14 protein-coding genes are annotated in these 16,216 nt (G+C 71.0%); 7 read left to right on the top strand and 7 right to left on the bottom strand.

Annotation, left to right across the window (positions count from 1 at the left end; translation table 11 throughout):
- Positions 1 to 1,337: 1,337 nt before the first annotated feature.
- A complete protein-coding gene (locus IE251_RS33645) occupies positions 1,338 to 1,748 on the bottom strand; it encodes an ATP-binding protein (protein WP_189756730.1) in 411 nt (136 codons plus the stop codon).
- Between the two features lie 112 nt (positions 1,749 to 1,860).
- Here IE251_RS33645 and IE251_RS33640 point away from each other — a divergent pair, with 112 nt between their 5' ends.
- From IE251_RS33640 to IE251_RS33625, 4 genes are all read left to right on the top strand, one after another.
- Positions 1,861 to 2,682, top strand: a complete 822-nt coding sequence (locus IE251_RS33640) for a helix-turn-helix domain-containing protein (RefSeq protein ID WP_189756729.1) — start codon at positions 1,861 to 1,863, stop codon at positions 2,680 to 2,682.
- Positions 2,679 to 2,930 carry a DUF397 domain-containing protein gene (locus IE251_RS33635; RefSeq protein ID WP_189756728.1) on the top strand — a complete coding sequence of 84 codons (252 nt, stop codon included), beginning with the start codon at positions 2,679 to 2,681 and terminating at the stop codon, positions 2,928 to 2,930. The genes IE251_RS33640 and IE251_RS33635 overlap by 4 nt, the downstream gene beginning before the upstream one ends.
- The gene (locus IE251_RS33630; protein ID WP_189756727.1) at positions 2,927 to 3,172 is read left to right on the top strand and encodes a DUF397 domain-containing protein; all 246 of its coding nucleotides are present in this window, start codon (positions 2,927 to 2,929) and stop codon (positions 3,170 to 3,172) included. Before IE251_RS33635 ends, IE251_RS33630 begins: the two co-directional genes overlap by 4 nt.
- Before the next feature lie 109 nt (positions 3,173 to 3,281).
- Complete coding sequence (locus IE251_RS33625; protein WP_189756726.1) at positions 3,282 to 3,497, top strand: hypothetical protein; 216 nt, start codon at positions 3,282 to 3,284, stop codon at positions 3,495 to 3,497.
- Here IE251_RS33625 and IE251_RS33620 read toward each other — a convergent pair.
- A complete protein-coding gene (locus IE251_RS33620) occupies positions 3,491 to 4,897 on the bottom strand; it encodes a hypothetical protein (RefSeq protein ID WP_189756725.1) in 1,407 nt (468 codons plus the stop codon). The genes IE251_RS33625 and IE251_RS33620 overlap by 7 nt on opposite strands.
- A gap of 52 nt (positions 4,898 to 4,949) precedes the next feature.
- On the bottom strand, positions 4,950 to 7,964 hold the full coding sequence (locus IE251_RS33615) for a glycoside hydrolase family 3 protein (protein ID WP_189756724.1): 3,015 nt from the start codon (positions 7,962 to 7,964) through the stop codon (positions 4,950 to 4,952).
- 144 nt (positions 7,965 to 8,108) lie between these two features.
- Here IE251_RS33615 and IE251_RS33610 point away from each other — a divergent pair, with 144 nt between their 5' ends.
- From IE251_RS33610 to IE251_RS33600, 3 genes are read left to right on the top strand one after another with little or no spacing between them, the layout of a single operon-like run.
- Positions 8,109 to 9,974: a lectin gene (locus IE251_RS33610; protein ID WP_189756723.1), complete on the top strand. Its 1,866-nt coding sequence runs from the start codon at positions 8,109 to 8,111 to the stop codon at positions 9,972 to 9,974.
- Between the two features lie 7 nt (positions 9,975 to 9,981).
- Entirely contained in the window at positions 9,982 to 10,470 is a 489-nt protein-coding gene (locus IE251_RS33605; RefSeq protein WP_229897043.1) for a hypothetical protein, read from the top strand.
- 55 nt (positions 10,471 to 10,525) lie between these two features.
- Entirely contained in the window at positions 10,526 to 11,134 is a 609-nt protein-coding gene (locus IE251_RS33600; protein WP_189756722.1) for a GPP34 family phosphoprotein, read from the top strand.
- Positions 11,135 to 11,147: 13 nt separating this feature from the next.
- Here the strand turns inward: IE251_RS33600 and cimA are convergent, their stop codons facing one another.
- From cimA to IE251_RS33580, 4 genes are all read right to left on the bottom strand, one after another.
- A complete protein-coding gene (cimA, locus tag IE251_RS33595; protein ID WP_189756721.1) occupies positions 11,148 to 12,758 on the bottom strand; it encodes a citramalate synthase in 1,611 nt (536 codons plus the stop codon).
- A gap of 285 nt (positions 12,759 to 13,043) precedes the next feature.
- Positions 13,044 to 14,366, bottom strand: coding sequence for an MFS transporter (locus tag IE251_RS33590; protein ID WP_189756720.1), 1,323 nt, complete (start codon positions 14,364 to 14,366; stop codon positions 13,044 to 13,046).
- 161 nt (positions 14,367 to 14,527) lie between these two features.
- On the bottom strand, positions 14,528 to 15,133 hold the full coding sequence (locus IE251_RS33585; RefSeq protein WP_189756719.1) for a TetR/AcrR family transcriptional regulator: 606 nt from the start codon (positions 15,131 to 15,133) through the stop codon (positions 14,528 to 14,530).
- 32 nt (positions 15,134 to 15,165) lie between these two features.
- Positions 15,166 to 16,206, bottom strand: coding sequence for an agmatine deiminase family protein (locus IE251_RS33580; protein ID WP_189756718.1), 1,041 nt, complete (start codon positions 16,204 to 16,206; stop codon positions 15,166 to 15,168).
- Positions 16,207 to 16,216: the final 10 nt, after the last annotated feature.

The following is a 16,216-nucleotide window of genomic DNA, read 5'->3' as shown; positions in this document are numbered from 1 at the left end:
GATGGGCCTGCGGCCCACCCTTGACACACCTCGCTCCAGCCCGGGGTAGAAGCGAGCGAGCGGCCCGAAGGAACAGTGGCCCAGCCCGGTACCGGACCCATGGGCGACCTACGAGACCCCGTCGGCAGGGGTGCGCGCCCGCGCCTCGCCAGCACGCCCGGTGGGCTAAGCGGCTACCGGCCCGGTGGGGTGGTACGCGGTCGCGTCTCGCCAGCACGCCCGGTGGGCTAAGCGGCTTGCGGCCCGGTGAGTGGTGCGCATCCTCGCCTCGCCAGCACGCCGGGCCGGCTAAACGGCTACCGGCCCGGTGGGGGGTGGTACGCGGTCGCGCCTCGCCAGCACGCCGGGTGGGGTCGGCGGCCTGCGGGCGAGTGGGTGGTGAGTACTGCTGCCACCTTGCCCCGCATTGGGGGTGGCTTTTCGCGGCCCCGCCTCGCGGATTCAGGGGCGGGCACTGGTGCCATGACGGCCGCCACCGCCCTGGCGGGGCTGGCAGGGCTGGCAGGGCTGGCAGGGCTGGCAGGGCTGGCGGTCAGGGGGTTGGTTGTGGACAAGCTTTCCAAAACTTCCCGCCGGACATGTCGTCCACCTCACCCCACGACGCGCGAGCGGGTTCCGGTAAGCCCTGCGCGACCACTGGCGACCGGGCCAGGGGCCAGGGGGTCAGTTCTGAACACGTAGTCCAAAACGACCCACCGGACGTATCGCCCCCTCGCCCCGTGACCGTGGCGGGGAGCCCGAAAAGGGCCGCGCGATCGCACACCGCCCCACCGGCCCACCGGCCCATCGCCCCATTGCCCCACCGGCCCACCACCCCACCGGCCCACCGGCCCACCGGGCGACCGGTCCAACGGGCGACCGGTCCAACGGGCCAACGGGCCAACGGGCCAACGGGCCAACGGGCCGATTCCATGGCGGGGCTTGGGGGTGGTGGTCAGGGGGTTTGTTATGGACAGGTATTTCCATAACAAACCACCCACATCCGGTGGATCGGCCAACAATCCCCCCCCGCCCCGGCCCTCAGACGCCGAACCGGCCCGGCGTCCATGCGAGGCGCCGCCGCGTACCACCCACCGGGCCGCAAGCCGCTTAGCCCGCCCGGCGTGCTGGCGAGGCGCGGGCGCGTATCCCCGACCCACGATGCGTACGCAGCCGACGGTAGGGCCCGACCTGGTTCAGCCGGCCACTTTCCCCGGGCTGCCCGCTCGCTTCTAACCCGTGCTGGAGCGAGGTGTGTCAAGGGTGGGCCGCAGGCCCATCGGCGCAGCCGACGCGCAGCGCCCTTGACTCACCTCGTGGAAGCACGACACTGACCAAAGAAGCGGGCGGCCCCACGGTCACTTCACGAGGAACTCACACCACACGATCTTTCCTGGGTTCCGCTCCCCCACGCCCCACTTGTCAGCCAGGGCCGCAACGAGAAGCAGCCCCCTCCCGTGTTCCGCGTCCGCCTCCGGCACCGGCCCCGGGCAGCCGACCTCTCCCGGACCACTGTCGTGCACCTCCACCCGTAGAGCGCCCTCCGCATGCAGCACCAGCCGGAGGAGAAAACCACGGCCTGCGGGGACACCATGGAGAAGAGCGTTCGTCGCCAACTCGCTTACGCAGAGCAGGACGTCCTCTCCGCGTTCGACCGCCGCCCAGTCGGTCAACGTCTGCCACGCGAACTTCCGTGCGAGCCGTACCGATCTGCGGTCCCGACGGTAGAACGCCTGGCGTGTGTGGGGGTGTTGGGTTTGTGCATTCACGAGATCACTGTCACCGTGCGTCACTACAGTGGGGCAGTGAGTGAAGTCGTAGTCCTCATTACTACGAGTCCACTACGACAGATCGGCGTGCATATGGGGGAAAGGAACGGCCATGCACGAGGCACCAAGGCCCAAGAAGGTCGGTTCGTGGTACGCGGTCGGCGCGCTCGTCGCCCACTACCGCAAGAAAGCACGCCTCACCCAGGAGCAGTTGGCCGAGATGGCCAACATCTCCGTCGACACGGTGAGGTCCATCGAGCAAGGGAGGCTCGCCCTACAGCCCGATCGAGCAGAACAGTTCGATGAGCTGCTTAACACCGGTGGCGCGTTGACGGTAGTCGTCGCACGGCTGCCGGTACGGGACCGGATCGTCCAGTTCGCACAGGGCCTGGTCGATCACGAGCAGGAGGCGCTGAGCTTCCTGTCGTACGAGAGCCTGCTCGTTCCAGGACTCCTCCAGACCAGGGATTACTGCCGTGCAGTGTTCGACTATCGCTACCCTGCAATCGGAAGCGAGAAGGCCGAGCAGTGGGTGAACGCCCGCATGGAACGGCAGGCGATCTGGCAACGGGAACGGCCGACCGTGGGCCACTTCATCCTGGAGGAAAGCCTCCTGAGGCGCGACGTCGGCGGCCGCGAGGTTATGCGGGCGCAGATTCGGCAGATCCTGGAGTACACCGAGCCCGCCCACATGAGCTTTCAGATCATGCCCATGAACAAGACACCGCACCCGTGTCTGGACGGCCCCATGGTGCTGCTGGAGACTCCCGAGCACGAGCGACTCGTCTACCTGGAGGTACAGCGCGCCAGCTTCCTCGTTGATGATCCCGACGAGGTCAGCGATTACCACCTCAAGTATGGAATGCTGCGGTCACAGGCCCTCTCACCCGACAAGAGCGTGCGCCTGCTGAAAGGACTGCTAGGAGAGTCATGAACACCGCAGCACTGGCATGGTTCAAGTCCAGCTACAGCGGCAGTGAGGGCGGCAACTGTGTCGAACTCGCGTACATGTGGCGCAAGTCCAGCTACAGCAGTAACGAAGGCGGCAACTGCGTAGAGGTAGCCGCGGATCCTGCCGCCATCCACATCCGCGACTCCAAGATCCCCACCGGCCCCACCCTCAATGTCTCCCCCACCACCTGGAACGACTTCCTTGGGTCCGGACTGCTAGGAGAGTCATGATCACCGCAGCGGCACTCGCATGGTTCAAGTCCAGCTACAGCAGCAACGAAGGCGGTGACTGCCTCGAAGTCGCATGCGCTTGGCGCAAGTCCAGCTATAGCGGCAGCCAGGGCGGCGACTGCGTAGAGGTAGCCGCCCACCCCTCCACCATCCACATCCGCGACTCCAAAACCCCCACCGGCCCCGTCCTCAACCTCTCCCCCACCACCTGGAGCGAGTTCCTTGACGGCATCGCGTGCTGAACACGCTGACGCGGAATGGGTCCACATAGCCTCGTACCCGAACGTGCCCGGTCGGCCGCACGCCGTGCACGTGCTGCTCGGTTGACTGCGTGAGCGCGGCATCGACTGGATGCCGTTCGAGCCGGAGGAGATCCGGATCGATCTGATGTGCGGGCGAGGCGCCGACGGGCACTGGCACGGGACCATCGGGGTGAACGTCGACGCCACCGCGCTGTGGCGGCTCGGGCTGCATCCCGGCCAGCCGACCTCCGTCGTGGCCGGAGCCTCCCCGCCCGCCTGGTGGCACGCGGCCGGCGAGCGTTACGCCACCCGGCGGGGTCAGTAGCCCCCGCCGAAGTCCCCTCCCCCTCCCCCGCCCCCGCCGAAGTCCCCGCCCCCACCGCCGTCGAAGCCTCCTCCTCCGTCGAAGCCACCCCCGTCGCCGAACCCACCCCCGAAGTCCCCGGGGTCGAAGTCGGTGCCGGACATGTCTCCGCCCTCGTAGCCGCCGCCGTAACCCGCCTGGTCACCGAAGTCCCCGTACCCGGCTCCGTAGTCGGCGGCGTACGTGGGTGTGGCCATCAGGCCGCCCAGCATGGTGCCGACGAGGAGGCCGGGCAGGAGGCCGCCGCCGAAGTAGCCGCCTGCCCAGGGGCCGTAGGCGGGGCCCGCGTCCCAGTAGGGGCGGCGGCCGTAGTCGGTGTCGACCTCGCGGATCACCGGGTCGCGGCCGTCGGCCAGACGGGTGGCGTCCGCAGCGCAGACCGGGACCTGGCGCGGGGCGCCGCCGGGCGGGGTCCAGGTGGCGTCGGAGACGGAGGGGCCGTGGCGGGGGTCGAAGAAGCACGGGGGACGGCGCTCCGGGAGCGGGCGGCCTTCGCGGCGGGCGGCCAGGCAGGCCAGGGAGAAGCGGCCGTCCTCGAGTGCCTCCGTGACTCCGCGCACGTCCTCGGGGCGCTCCGCCATGGCCATGCGCTGTTTGGCGGTGTCGTAGGCGTCGAGCGCGCGTTCGTAGTCGGCGCGCATGGCGTCGTCCGCGCCGGGGGCCGTCGGCTGGAAGTCGAGGCGGTCGAGTTCCTCGCCGAACGCGGTGATGTCCTCGTCCACGACCACCCGCAGCCTGTCGAGGGCGGCACGCTGCTCCTGCTCGCGGCGGCGCCGGCTGCGCCGGACGAGGGTGTACGCGCCCGCGCCGGCGATCACCAGGACCGCCGCCGTCGTGATCAGGGCGGTGCCGGACACGCCGTCGCCCGTGCCGCCCCAGCCCTTGGGGGCGTGGCCGCGCATGTTGATCAGGGCGCGGTCGGTGAAGTCGGCCAGCTGGGTCCTGGTGTCCTCGCCCTGGACGCTGCGGACGAGGTTCTGCCGGGCCGTGGGCGACATGACGGAGGCGTCGGCGCGGGCGTCGAAGCGGTCGCCGAGGCGGATGCCGTACAGGCCGGTGATGCCGGTCGCCGCGCGGAGGTCGGTGAAGAGGCCCGCGGTGGGGTAGCCGGCCGGGAGGACCGCGATGAACAAGGGTCTGTCCGCGCGTTTGATCCGGGCGGCGAGCGCCTCGGCGGTGTCGGCGGGGAGCTGGTCCCGGGCCGCCGGGTCGACGTAGACGGGGCTCTTGCGCAGGGCCTGGGCGATCGTGGAGACGCTGGTCTCCGCGCTCGCCGGGGGCGCGTACAGGGTCGCCAGCACCAGGGTCAGGGCGGCCAGCAGCAGGGCGGGGAGGCTTCGGGTCCGCGGAACGGCCTTCATACCTAAAAATTACCCGAAACCTCCCCAAAGGGGGTGTGCGCCTGCTCCCTGATCAGGCGGCTCGGTACGCCTCCGCCAGCTTCTGCACCGCCTTTCCGTACCGGCCGGTCAACAGCAGGTGGTCCGCGTCGGCGAACGGCTTGGACACCGCCTGGGTGAGGTGGCCGGCCGCCTTCTGCTGGACCAGGAGGCGGGCCCGGGTGACCAGGGCGCGGCCGGTCCGGTCGTCTCCGTGGCGTTCGGCCGCCGTGGCCCGGGCCGCCAGGGCACGCAGGGTGGACGCACCGCCCTGCGGGGGTTCGGCGAGGGTGGTCAGGCCCCAGCCGTAGGGGAACTGCGGGTCGTACGCCGTGTCGCCCACGTTGATCGGGAGCTGCGCCTCGGACTTCGGCCAGCTGACCGGGAGCTGTCCGGTGAAGGGGCGCTTGCCGTACAGCACGTCCGCGACGCCGTCGCCCTCGGTGCCGGGCAGCCAGGAGGCCACCAGGGCGTCGATCTCGCCCAGGCGGTCCCCGATGAGCTGGGGGCGGCCGGAGACGATCAGCACCGCGCACTCCATGGCCGCGCAGACCTTGTCCACGGCGGCCTGGTCGGCGGCGGACAGGGTGAGGTCGTGGCCGTTGCCCACGTCGCCGGCGCCCTCGGCGTACGGGGTCTCGCCGACGACGACCACGCCGACGTCGTAGCCGCCGGTCGGGGCCGAGGCGTCCTTGGAGTAGGTGACCTGGCCGCCCGCCTTGCGCAGGCCCTGGAGGATGGTGGTGCCGGGGACGATGTTCCCGGAGGAGCCCTGCCAGGTGACGGTCCAGCCGCCGGTCTGGTTGCCGATGTCGTCGGCGTTGGACCCGGCGACGTACACCTTCTGGGTCTTCTTCAGCGGCAGCAGTCCGCCCTTGTTCTTCAGGAGCACCTGCGACTCGGCGGCGGCCCGGCGGGCGACCTTCCGGTGCTCCGGGGAGCCGATGGCGGCCGCGTGGGTGGTGTCGGCGTAGGGGTGCTCGAACAGGCCCAGCTTCATCTTCTCGGTGAGGATGCGGGTGACCGCGTCGTCGATCCGCTTGCTCGTGACCCGGCCCGCCCTCGCCTCGTCGGCGAGCGTGGTGCTGAACTCCTTGTAGGAGTACGGCACCATCATCATGTCCACGCCCGCGTTGACCGCCGCGCGGACCTGGGCGGCCCGGTCGCCGGGGAGCTGGTCGGTGGCGTTGTAGTCGCTGATCACGAAGCCGTCGAAGCCCATCCGGTCCTTGAGCACGCCGTTGATCATGTCGCCGCGGGCGTGCATCTTCACCGCGCCCTTGCCGTCGCCGATGATGTCCAGGGAGGAGTACGACGGCATGACCGTGCCGACGCCCCGGTCCACGGCCTCCTGGTACGGCGCGAGGTGGATGTCCTCCAGCTGCTTCCGGGTGACCGTGGTGACGCCCTGGTCGATGGTGTACGTGCCGGTGGTGGAGGAGCCGTACGCGGTACCGCCGTCGGCGACGAAGTGCTTGGCCGTGGCCAGTACCTTGTCGTTCCGGCTCAGGTCCTTGCCGTTCGCGCGGCCCTGGAGGCCCTGGATCACCGTCTCCATGGACTCCACGAGGGCCGGGTCCTCGCCGTAGGACTCGTAGGCGCGGCCCCAGCGTTCGTCACGGCTGACGCACAGGCAGGGCGCGAAGTCCCAGGGGACGCCGGTCGCGCGGACCTCCGCGGCCGTCACCGCGCCTGTCTGGTGGGCGAGTTGGGGGTCGCGGGCGGCGCCGATGCCGACGTTGTGCGGCAGGATCGTGGCGCCGGTGAGGTTGTTGTGGCCGTGGACCGCGTCGACGCCGTAGATCAGCGGGATCTGGAAGCGGGTGGCCTGGGCGCGCAGCTGGAAGGCGTCGATCATCTTCGCCCATGCCCCGGAGGTGTTGGGCGTGGGGGTGGAGCCGCCGCCGGACAGCAGTGAGCCGAGGGCGTAGGCGGTGATGTCGGCGCCCTGGCCGACGCCGCCGCGCTCGGCCTGGGTCATCTGGCCGGCCTTCTCCGCCAGGGACATCCGGCCGAGCAGGTCCGCGACCCGCTTGCGGATGGGCAGCTTGGCGTCCAGGTACGGCAGTCCGTGGGCGTCGATCACGACCTGCGGGGTCTCCGCGGGGGCCTTGGCGCCGGTGACCGTGAGCTTCAGCGGGACGGTCTCGGCGGGTTCGGCCGTCCGGTCGCGGCGGGTGGGCACCTCGATGGTGCGGGTGGCGCCGGAGGCGGTGCCGGCCGGGAAGGTGAGGGTGCCGGAGACGGGGGTGTAGTCCGTGCCGGAGGTCGCGGTGCCGCCGGCCGTGGTGTAGGTGACGGTCACGGGGTCGGCGAGGGGTGCCTCGCCGGTGGTGGCGACCGACACCTTCACCTTCGCCGTTCCGCCCTCTTCGACCGGGTGGACGGGCGCGTCGGTGGTGACGGAGGCGCGCAGGGCGGGGTCCGCCGTGCCGTACAGCTCCACGCCGTCCATGGCGAAGTCGCCCTTGGCGCCGGGCGGGAGGGTGACGGAGTAGCCCCACATCTCCTTCAGGCCGAGGATGTGGTCGATGCCGCCGACGGGCTGGTAGTCGGTGCGGTAGGCGAAGTCGGTGAAGGGGAGTTCGACCTGCTTCCAGCCGGTGAAGTCGTCGGTGAAGGACGTCGTCCAGAGTTCGGATGCCTCGCCGTGGGCGCCGCCGTCCTTGATCTCGACGGTGATCTTCCGGCCGTTGTTCCGGCCGTCCCACCACAAGCGGATGCCCCGGTGGGCGGACCAGTCGTGGGCGGGGGCGGTGGCGGCGTAGTCGTGGGTGAAGCCGCCGTAGCCGCTGATGTCGTAGCCGCCGGTCAGGACCTTGGCGCCCTCGGGGGCGTCGGCGCGGTCGGCCAGGCGGAGCGTCGGCGGGTCGTCGGTGTCTCCGCCCCAGGTGAAGATGCCTTCGGCGGGCTGCTTGGCGAAGGGCACCTCGCCCTCGAAGCGGTCGACGGTGGTGGGGGCCGGCTCGTCGGCGGCGCGGGCGGTGGCCGCCCAGGGCAGCAGACCGGCGAGGAGCGCGGCGGAGGCGAGCAGGGCGGTTCTTCGCATGGACCTTCCCTTGACTCTCACGGTTCACTCATGGACTCTCGTGGTTCACTCATGGCTTAGCTCACGCCGTGAGTTAACTAGGGCCTCACACGCCCGTCAAGACGACCCGTCAGCCCTCCCACCCCACAGAAAGGGCGACGCACCATGAGGAGAACCCCCCGCACGGTCCGGCTGCTGCTGGCCGGACTGCTCTCCGCCGCCGGGTACGGCGTGGCCGCGGTCCCCGCGCACGCGGCCGGTGAGCAGGTCACCGCATGGCTGACCACCACCGACGACTCCGCCGGCCGGCATGTCGTACGCGGCCTTCAGCCACAGACCCCGTTCGCCTTCCAGTCCGGCGCGGGCGGCAGCGGCGAGAACATCACCGTGGACGAGAACACCCGCTACCAGACCTTCACCGGCGGCGGCGCGTCCTTCACGGACACCGCCGCCTGGCTGATGAACAGCAGCGGGGCGCTGACGCCGGCGGCCCGCGACGCGGCCATGCGCAAGCTGTTCTCGCCCACCGACGGCATCGGCCTGTCGTTCCTGCGCAACCCGATGGGCGCCTCCGACCTGGCCCGCTACGGCTACACCTACGACGACGTGCCCGCCGGGCAGAGCGATGCGTCGCTGGCGAAGTTCTCCATAGCGCACGACCTGGCGGACGTCGTCCCGCTGACGAGGCAGGCGCTCCAGCTGAACCCGTCCCTGACCGTGATGGCCTCGCCGTGGACGGCACCGGCCTGGATGAAGGACAGCGGCTCCCTCAACGGCGGCTGGCTGAAGGCCGAGGACTACGGCGCGTACGCCTCGTACTTCGTGAAGTACCTCCAGGCGTACAAGGCGCAGGGCATCGACGTCCGTTACGTCACCGCGCAGAACGAACCCACCTGCTGTTCCGGCTATCCGTCGATGAGCTGGAACGCCAGCGGGCTCGCCTACTTCACGAAGAACGAGCTGCTGCCCAAGCTCCAGGCGGCGGGTCTCGGCACCAAGGTGCTGGCGCACGACTGGAACTGGGACGTGTACGACTCCTACGCCGCGCAGACCGTGGACGACCCGGCCGTGCGCAGCCACCCCAACTTCGGCGGGATCGCCTGGCACGGCTACGGCGGTGACGTCGGCAAGCAGACGTCCGTGCACAACCAGTACCCCGCGCTGGACGCCTTCGGCACCGAGCACTCCGGCGGCACCTGGATCGCCAACCAGCAGCGCGAGGACATGGGCAACATCATCGACTACACGCGCAACTGGGCGAAGTCGGTGACCAAGTGGTCGCTGGCCGTGGACCAGAACATGGGCCCGCACAACGGCGGATGCGGCACCTGCACCGGGCTGGTCACCGTGCACAGCGGCGACGGCGCGAGCGGCACCGTGGACTACACCGTCGAGTACTACGACATGGGCCACCTGACCAAGTTCGTCCGCCCCGGTGCCCAGCGGATCGCCTCCACCGCGTCCACCGCCGTGCCGAACGTGGCCTGGCGCAACCCGGACGGGAGCAAGGCGCTGATCGCGTACAACGACTCCGCCTCGGCACGCACGGTCACCATCAACTGGGGCTCCCAGCACGCCACTTACTCGCTGCCCGGGAAGACCTCGGCGACCTTCACCTGGACCGGCACCCAGTCCGGGGGCGGCGACCGGACCGGCGCCTTCGTGGGGCCGGCCGGCAAGTGCCTGGACGTGGCGGGCGGTTCGAGCGCCGACGGGACGGCGGTACAGCTCTACGACTGCAACGGCAGCGCCGCCCAGCAGTGGACCGTACAGGCCGACGGATCGGTCCGGGCGCTCGGCAAGTGCCTGGACGTGACCTCGGGTTCGACGGCGGACGGGGCCAAGGTCCAGTTGTACGACTGCAACGGAACCGGTGCCCAACGGTGGTCGTACAACGCGGCCACCGGTGATGTGGTGAACACGGCGGCCGACAAGTGCCTGGACGTCACCGACAACTCGTCGGCGAACGGGGCCCGGGCCCAGATCTGGTCGTGCACCGGGGCCGCCAACCAGAAATGGACACTGCGTTAGGCGGGACATGCGACACACGGGGGCCGTGGCGGCGGGGATCATCGGCGGGATGCTGGTGCTGAGCGGCTGCTCGGCCCTCGACCTGCCGCTCGCCGGGGTGCGGGCCGCGCCGGACGGGACGCCGCATGCGGTGTTCCGTCCGTGCGGTGACGACGGCTACCAGAACCCGTACCTGGACGGGCGGCCGCGCGGTGGCGAGGACGGGCCCGTCACCACCGGCTGGGACGTGGACAAGGAGGGGCTGCGCGGCGACGCCGACTTCCCCCTCTTCGCCCCGCCCGCCGGCTGGGCCGCCCGGCACCGGGGCCCGCAGCGGCTGCTGCCCCGGCACCTCTACCTCCTCAGGTTCGGGCAGTACACCGGCGGGGACGCCCAGAACGGGACGGTGGAGTTCACCACCGAGCAGGTGGGGCGGCTGAAGCCGGGGCAGGTGTGGGCCGACGGGCGGGTGATGAGCGGGCGGGAGTTCGAGCGGCTGGCCTCGGACTCGTGCTGACGCCCGCCGGTGTGCCGTGCTGCGGATCGGGCGGGGGCGGACCAAGGTGGAGGGCATGACCACACCGCAGGATCTTTTCCTCGTCAGCCTGGACGTCCCCGGTGAGCACCCCGTCGAGCAGGGCGACCTGTCCCTGGCGCTGGCCGGGGCCGAGCTGGTCGACCTGCTCGGCGCGCGGGCGCTCACCCTGGACGGCGAGCTCATCGTGCCGGGGCCGGTACTGACCACCGGTGACCGGATGCTGGACGAGGCCGGGGCCCGGCTCAGGCGCGAGGAACCGTACGAGACGGTCGCCGACTGGCTGTGGCGGCGCGGCGAGGGGCTGGCCGTGGCCTACTACGACGTGCTCGAGGCGGCCGGGCAGCTCGCCGGGGAGCGACGCCACCACTGGCTGCCCCGGCGCGGCGGCAAGGCCACGGCGCCGGCCGACACCGCCGCCCGGCGCCACGCCACCGACCGCTGGGAGTCCCGCGACCCGGTCCTCACCGGCCTCGCGGCCCCCCTCGGCATCGGCGCCGACCGCCCGGCCAGGGAGGCACCCGAGGACGAGGCGGTCGTCACCGTACTGATCGCGGTCGGCGACGCGATCACCGAACTGGAAGCCGTACGCGAACGCCGCCGCATCGAGAACGTGGCGTTCGACAACATCTGGCGGGCGCCCTGAGCGCCCGGCGGGGCTACTCCGCCGGTTCCACGCCCGCGCGGAGGAGGCCGTAGGTGTAGGCGTCCTCCAGGGCCTGCCAGGACGCGGCGATGACGTTCTCCGCCACGCCGACCGTGGCCCACTCGCCGGAGCCGTCGGAGGTGGAGATCAGGACGCGGGTGGTGGAGGAGGTGCCGTGCTTGCCCTCCAGGATGCGGACCTTGTAGTCGACCAGCTCCAGCTTGGCGAGCTGCGGGTAGATCCGCTCCAGCGCCACCCGCAGCGCCCGGTCCAGGGCGTTGACCGGGCCGTTGCCCTCGGCGGTGGCGACGATCCGCTCGCTCTTGGCCCACAGCTTGACCGTGGCCTCGTTGGCGTGGGTGCCGTCGGGGCGGTCCTCCACGATGGCCCGCCAGGACTCCACGTCGAAGTACTTCAGCGGCCGGCCCTCGACCTCGGCGCGCAGCAGGAGTTCGAAGGAGGCGTCGGCGGCCTCGTAGGTGTAGCCCTTGAGTTCGCGTTCCTTCACGCGCTCGACCACGCGCCCGACCAGCTCCCGGTCGCCGCCGAGGTCGATGCCGAGCTCCTTGCCCTTCAGCTCGATGGAGGCGCGGCCCGCCATGTCGGAGACCAGCATGCGCATGGTGTTGCCGACCAGCTCGGGGTCGATGTGCTGGTACAGGTCGGGGTCGACCTTGATGGCGGAGGCGTGCAGCCCGGCCTTGTGCGCGAACGCGGAGACGCCCACGTACGGCTGGTGGGTGGACGGGGTGAGGTTGACGACCTCGGCGATGGCGTGCGAGGTGCGGGTGGTCTCGCGCAGCTTGCCGTCGGGCAGCACCTTCTTGCCGTACTTCAGCTCCAACGCGGCGACCACCGGGAACAGGTTGGCGTTGCCGACGCGCTCGCCGTAGCCGTTGGCCGTGCACTGCACGTGGGTGGCGCCCGCGTCCACGGCGGCCAGGGTGTTGGCGACCGCGCAGCCGGTGTCGTCCTGGGCGTGGATGCCGAGCCGGGCGCCGGTGTCGGCGAGGACGGTGGAGACGACCGCGTGGACCTGGGCGGGCAGCATGCCGCCGTTGGTGTCGCACAGGACGACGACGTCGGCGCCGGCCTCGGCGGCGGTGCGGACGACGGCCTTGGCGTAGTCGGGGTTGGCGCGGTAGCCGTCGAAGAAGTGCTCGCAGTCCACGAAGACCCGGCGGCCCTGGCCCTTCAGGTACGACACGGTGTCGCGGACCATCTCCAGGTTCTCGTCCAGGGTGGTGCGCAGCGCCAGCTCCACGTGCCGGTCGTGCGACTTGGCGACCAGTGTGATCACCGGGGCGCCGGACTCCAGCAGCGCCCTCACCTGCGGGTCCTCGGCGGCCGTGGTGCCGGCGCGGCGGGTGGCGCCGAAGGCGACCAGCTGGGCGTGGCGGAAGTCGACCTCCTGGCGGGCGCGGGCGAAGAACTCGGTGTCCCGGGGGTTGGCGCCGGGCCAGCCGCCCTCGATGAAGCCCACGCCGAAGTCGTCCAGGTGCCGGGCGATCGCGAGCTTGTCCGCGACGGTGAGGTTGATGCCCTCGCGCTGCGCCCCGTCGCGCAGCGTGGTGTCGAAGACGTGGAACGAGTCGTCGAGCTCGCTGGTTGCCGTCTCGGTCATGGTCTCAAGGCTCCTGTTATGGATCTTCGGTCTTACCGGAATGACCGGCTCCACCATCCCCCCAATCCTCCCGCGCGCTCCGTCCCCGGCTGAAGGTGGGCCGGAAAACGAAAAAACCCCTCGCGGGTGCGAGAGGTCTGCGCGCGGGTCGAGGACGACGATGGCCACCCGCACCTGGTCGTACGAGGTGGTCACTGCGGACCGGCGCGCCTGCTGCCAATAATCATGGCGAACGAGAGCACGGGGGCAGTCTGGCACAGCCCCGCCCCCGGCTCGCCGACCGTCTCAGGATGCGGTCGTCAGGGTGGACTCCCCGTCGCCCGCCCCGGTTCCCTCGCCGGCCTTCACCCGGGCCAGGTCCAGGTCCTTCGTCTCGCGCATGGTCACGTACACCACGAGGGAGACGGCGGCGCAGGCGGCCACGTACCAGTAGAAGCCGGACTCGATGCCGCCCTTCTTGAACCACAGGGCGACGTACTCGGCGGTGCCGCCGAAGAGGGCGTTGGCGATGGCGTACGGCAGGGCCACGCCGAGCGCGCGGATGCCGGTCGGGAACAGCTCGGCCTTCACACAGGCGTTGATCGAGGTGTAGCCGGTGACCACGACCAGCGCGAGCAGGGCGAGGCCGAGGGCGGGCCAGTAGCCGTCCACGTGCTTCAGCAGCGTCATGATCGGCACGGTGAGGAAGGTGGAGCCGACGGCGAACGTGATCAGCAGCGGGCGGCGGCCGATGCGGTCGGACAGGGCGCCGGCGAGCGGCTGGAGACAGGCGAAGACGATCAGCGCGGTGAAGGAGACCAGGGTCGCCGTCTGCTTGGACAGGCCCGCCGAGTTGGACAGGTACTTGGTCAGGTAGGTGGTGTACGTGTAGTAGGCCACCGTGCCGCCCATGGTGAGGGCGATGACCAGGAACGCCTCCCGCTTGTGCTGCCACAGGGCGCGCAGGGTGCCGCGCTCGGCGCTGTGCGAGGTGTCCTCCGCGTACACCTCGGTCTCCAGCATGGAGCGGCGCAAGTAGAAGACGACGGCCGCGCCGAGCGCGCCCACGATGAACGGGATGCGCCAGCCGTAGCTGTGCAGGGCGTCGTCGGACATGGTCCGCTGGAGGATGATCTGGAGGCCGAGGCCCGCGATCTGTCCGGCCGTCATGGACACGTACTGGAAGCTGGAGGCGAAGCCGCGCCGGGCCGGGTCGGACGCCTCGGTGAGATAGGTGGCGCTGGCCGCGTACTCGCCGCCCACGGACAGACCCTGGAGCAGGCGGGCGACGAGCAGCACGAGGGCGCCGCCGTATCCGGCGACGCCGTAGGTGGGGGCCACGGCGATGAGGACCGCCGAGGCCGACATGAGGGTGACGGTCAGGGTGAGTGCCGCCTTGCGGCCCTTGCGGTCGCCGACCCTGCCCAGCAGCCAGCCGCCCACGGGGCGCATGAAGAAGCCGACGGCGAAGATGCCGGCGGTGTTCATCAGCTGCGCGGTGGGGTTGCCGCTCGGGAAGAACGCGCCGGCGAAATACGTGGCGAAGCTCGCGTACACGAACCAGTCGAACCACTCGACCATGTTCCCCGCCGAGCCGACCCAGATCTTCTTCCAGTGTTGACGTCCCATGGGCGGTTACTTGCCCGGCGCGGCAGTGAACGACTCCTGTCGGTGATGGGCTGGCGTGGGGGGTCGCTCACCCGCGCGTGCGGGGTGCCGTGAAAGCCGGCGCCGGCTGCAACTCCCCAGGGGCGCGGGGAACTGCGCGACCAGCCACGACGGACCCGCGGCTAGACGACCAGCAACGCGTCCTCGAAGAACTCCCGCACATGACGAAGCACTTGGTCGCGATCCGTACCGCGCAACCCGATGGCCACATGGATCGAGAACCCGTCGAGCAGCGCACGCGTCCTCGTGGCGAAGCGATCCGCGTCCACCCCCCGGAACTCCCCCCGCGACACCCCCTCCGCGATCAGCGCGACCAGGTCCCGGTGCCAGGCCCCCTCGATCGCGGCCTGCCGGGCGCGCGCGTCGTCGTCGGCGTTCTGCGAGCGGTTCCAGACCTCAAGCCACAGCGTCCAGTGCGGGTCCCGGTGGCCCTCGGGGACGTACAGGTCGACGTACGCCTCCAGCCGCTCCCGCGCGGTCCCCGGCCCGGCGAGCAGCCGGCCGCGTTCCGCGCCGAGCCGGCCCTCGCTCCACTCCAGGGTCTGGAGCAGCAGCTCGTCCTTGGAGCGGAAGTAGTACAGCAGATGGCCGCTGCTCATCCCGACCTCGCGGCCGAGCCCCGCCATGGTGAGCTTCTCCAGACCGCGCTCGGCGATCATGCCCATGGCGGCGGCGAGGACCTCCTCGCGCGGCGGCGCGTTTCGGCGCGCCCGGCCCGCACCGGCCATCTGCTGCTCCTGTGTGTGTCGGATCCTGTGTGTCAGACCTTCGGCTGCTGCTGGGTGATGCAGTGGATGCCACCGCCACCGGAGAAGATCGTACGGGCGTCCACCAGGGTCACCGTCCGCTCCGGGAACAGGCGGCGGAAGATCCCGGCGGCGATCTCGTCGCGCGGGTCGTCGAAGCCGCACAGGACCAGGCCGCCGTTGCAGATGTAGTGGTTGATGTAGGAGTAGTCGGCCCAGTGGCCGTCGGCCTCCAGGACGGTCGGGGCGGGCACCTCGACCACCTCCAGGGCGCGGCCCCGGGCGTCGGTCGCCGACCTCAGCAGGCCGATGACCTCCTTGGTGACCTCGTGGTCGGGGTGGGCGGGGTCGGGCTGGTGGTGGGCGACGACGACACCGGGGCGGGCGAAGGCGGCGACGATGTCGACGTGGCCGAGGGTGCCGAAGCCGTGCGGGGGGTAGTCGCCGGTCAGGCCGCGCGGCAGCCAGATCGCCTTCTCGGTGCCGAGGTGGGCGTGGATCTCCGCCTCGACCTCCGCCCTGGACCAGTGCGGGTTGCGCTCGGGGCCGAGCTGCACGGTCTCGGTGAGCAGGACGGTGCCCTCGCCGTCGACGTGGATCGCGCCGCCCTCGTTGACCAGCTCGGAGGCGTACGTCCTGGCGTCGGTGAGGCCGGCGACATACGCGCCGATCTTCGAGTCGTGCTCCCAGCGGGCCCAGTGCTGGGCGCCCCAGCCGTTGAAGGTCCAGTCGACGGCGGCCAGGCCGCCCTTGCCGTCGGTGAGGAAGGTGGGGCCGATGTCCCGCATCCAGGCGTCGTCCAGCTGCCGTTCGACGGTGTCGATGCCGGGGCCGAGCAGCTGACGGGCCTCGGCGGACTGGCCGGGGCCGCACACGACCGTCACCGGTTCGAAGCGGCGGATCGCGCGGGCGACGGACGCCCAGGCGGTGCGGGCGGCGGCCAGGTCGGCCGGGTCGTCGAAGGTGGGGTTGGGGCCCGGCCACGCCATCCAGGTGCGCTCGTGCGGGGCCCACTCGGCGGGCATGCGGAAGCCGTCGGCGACGGGGGTGCTCATGCGAGGAGTC

The organism is Streptomyces eurythermus, from assembly GCF_014649115.1.
GTDB lineage: Bacteria > Actinomycetota > Actinomycetes > Streptomycetales > Streptomycetaceae > Streptomyces > Streptomyces eurythermus.
Note: the sequence above shows the minus strand (reverse complement) of the source record. Positions and strands in the feature narration are given on the sequence as shown.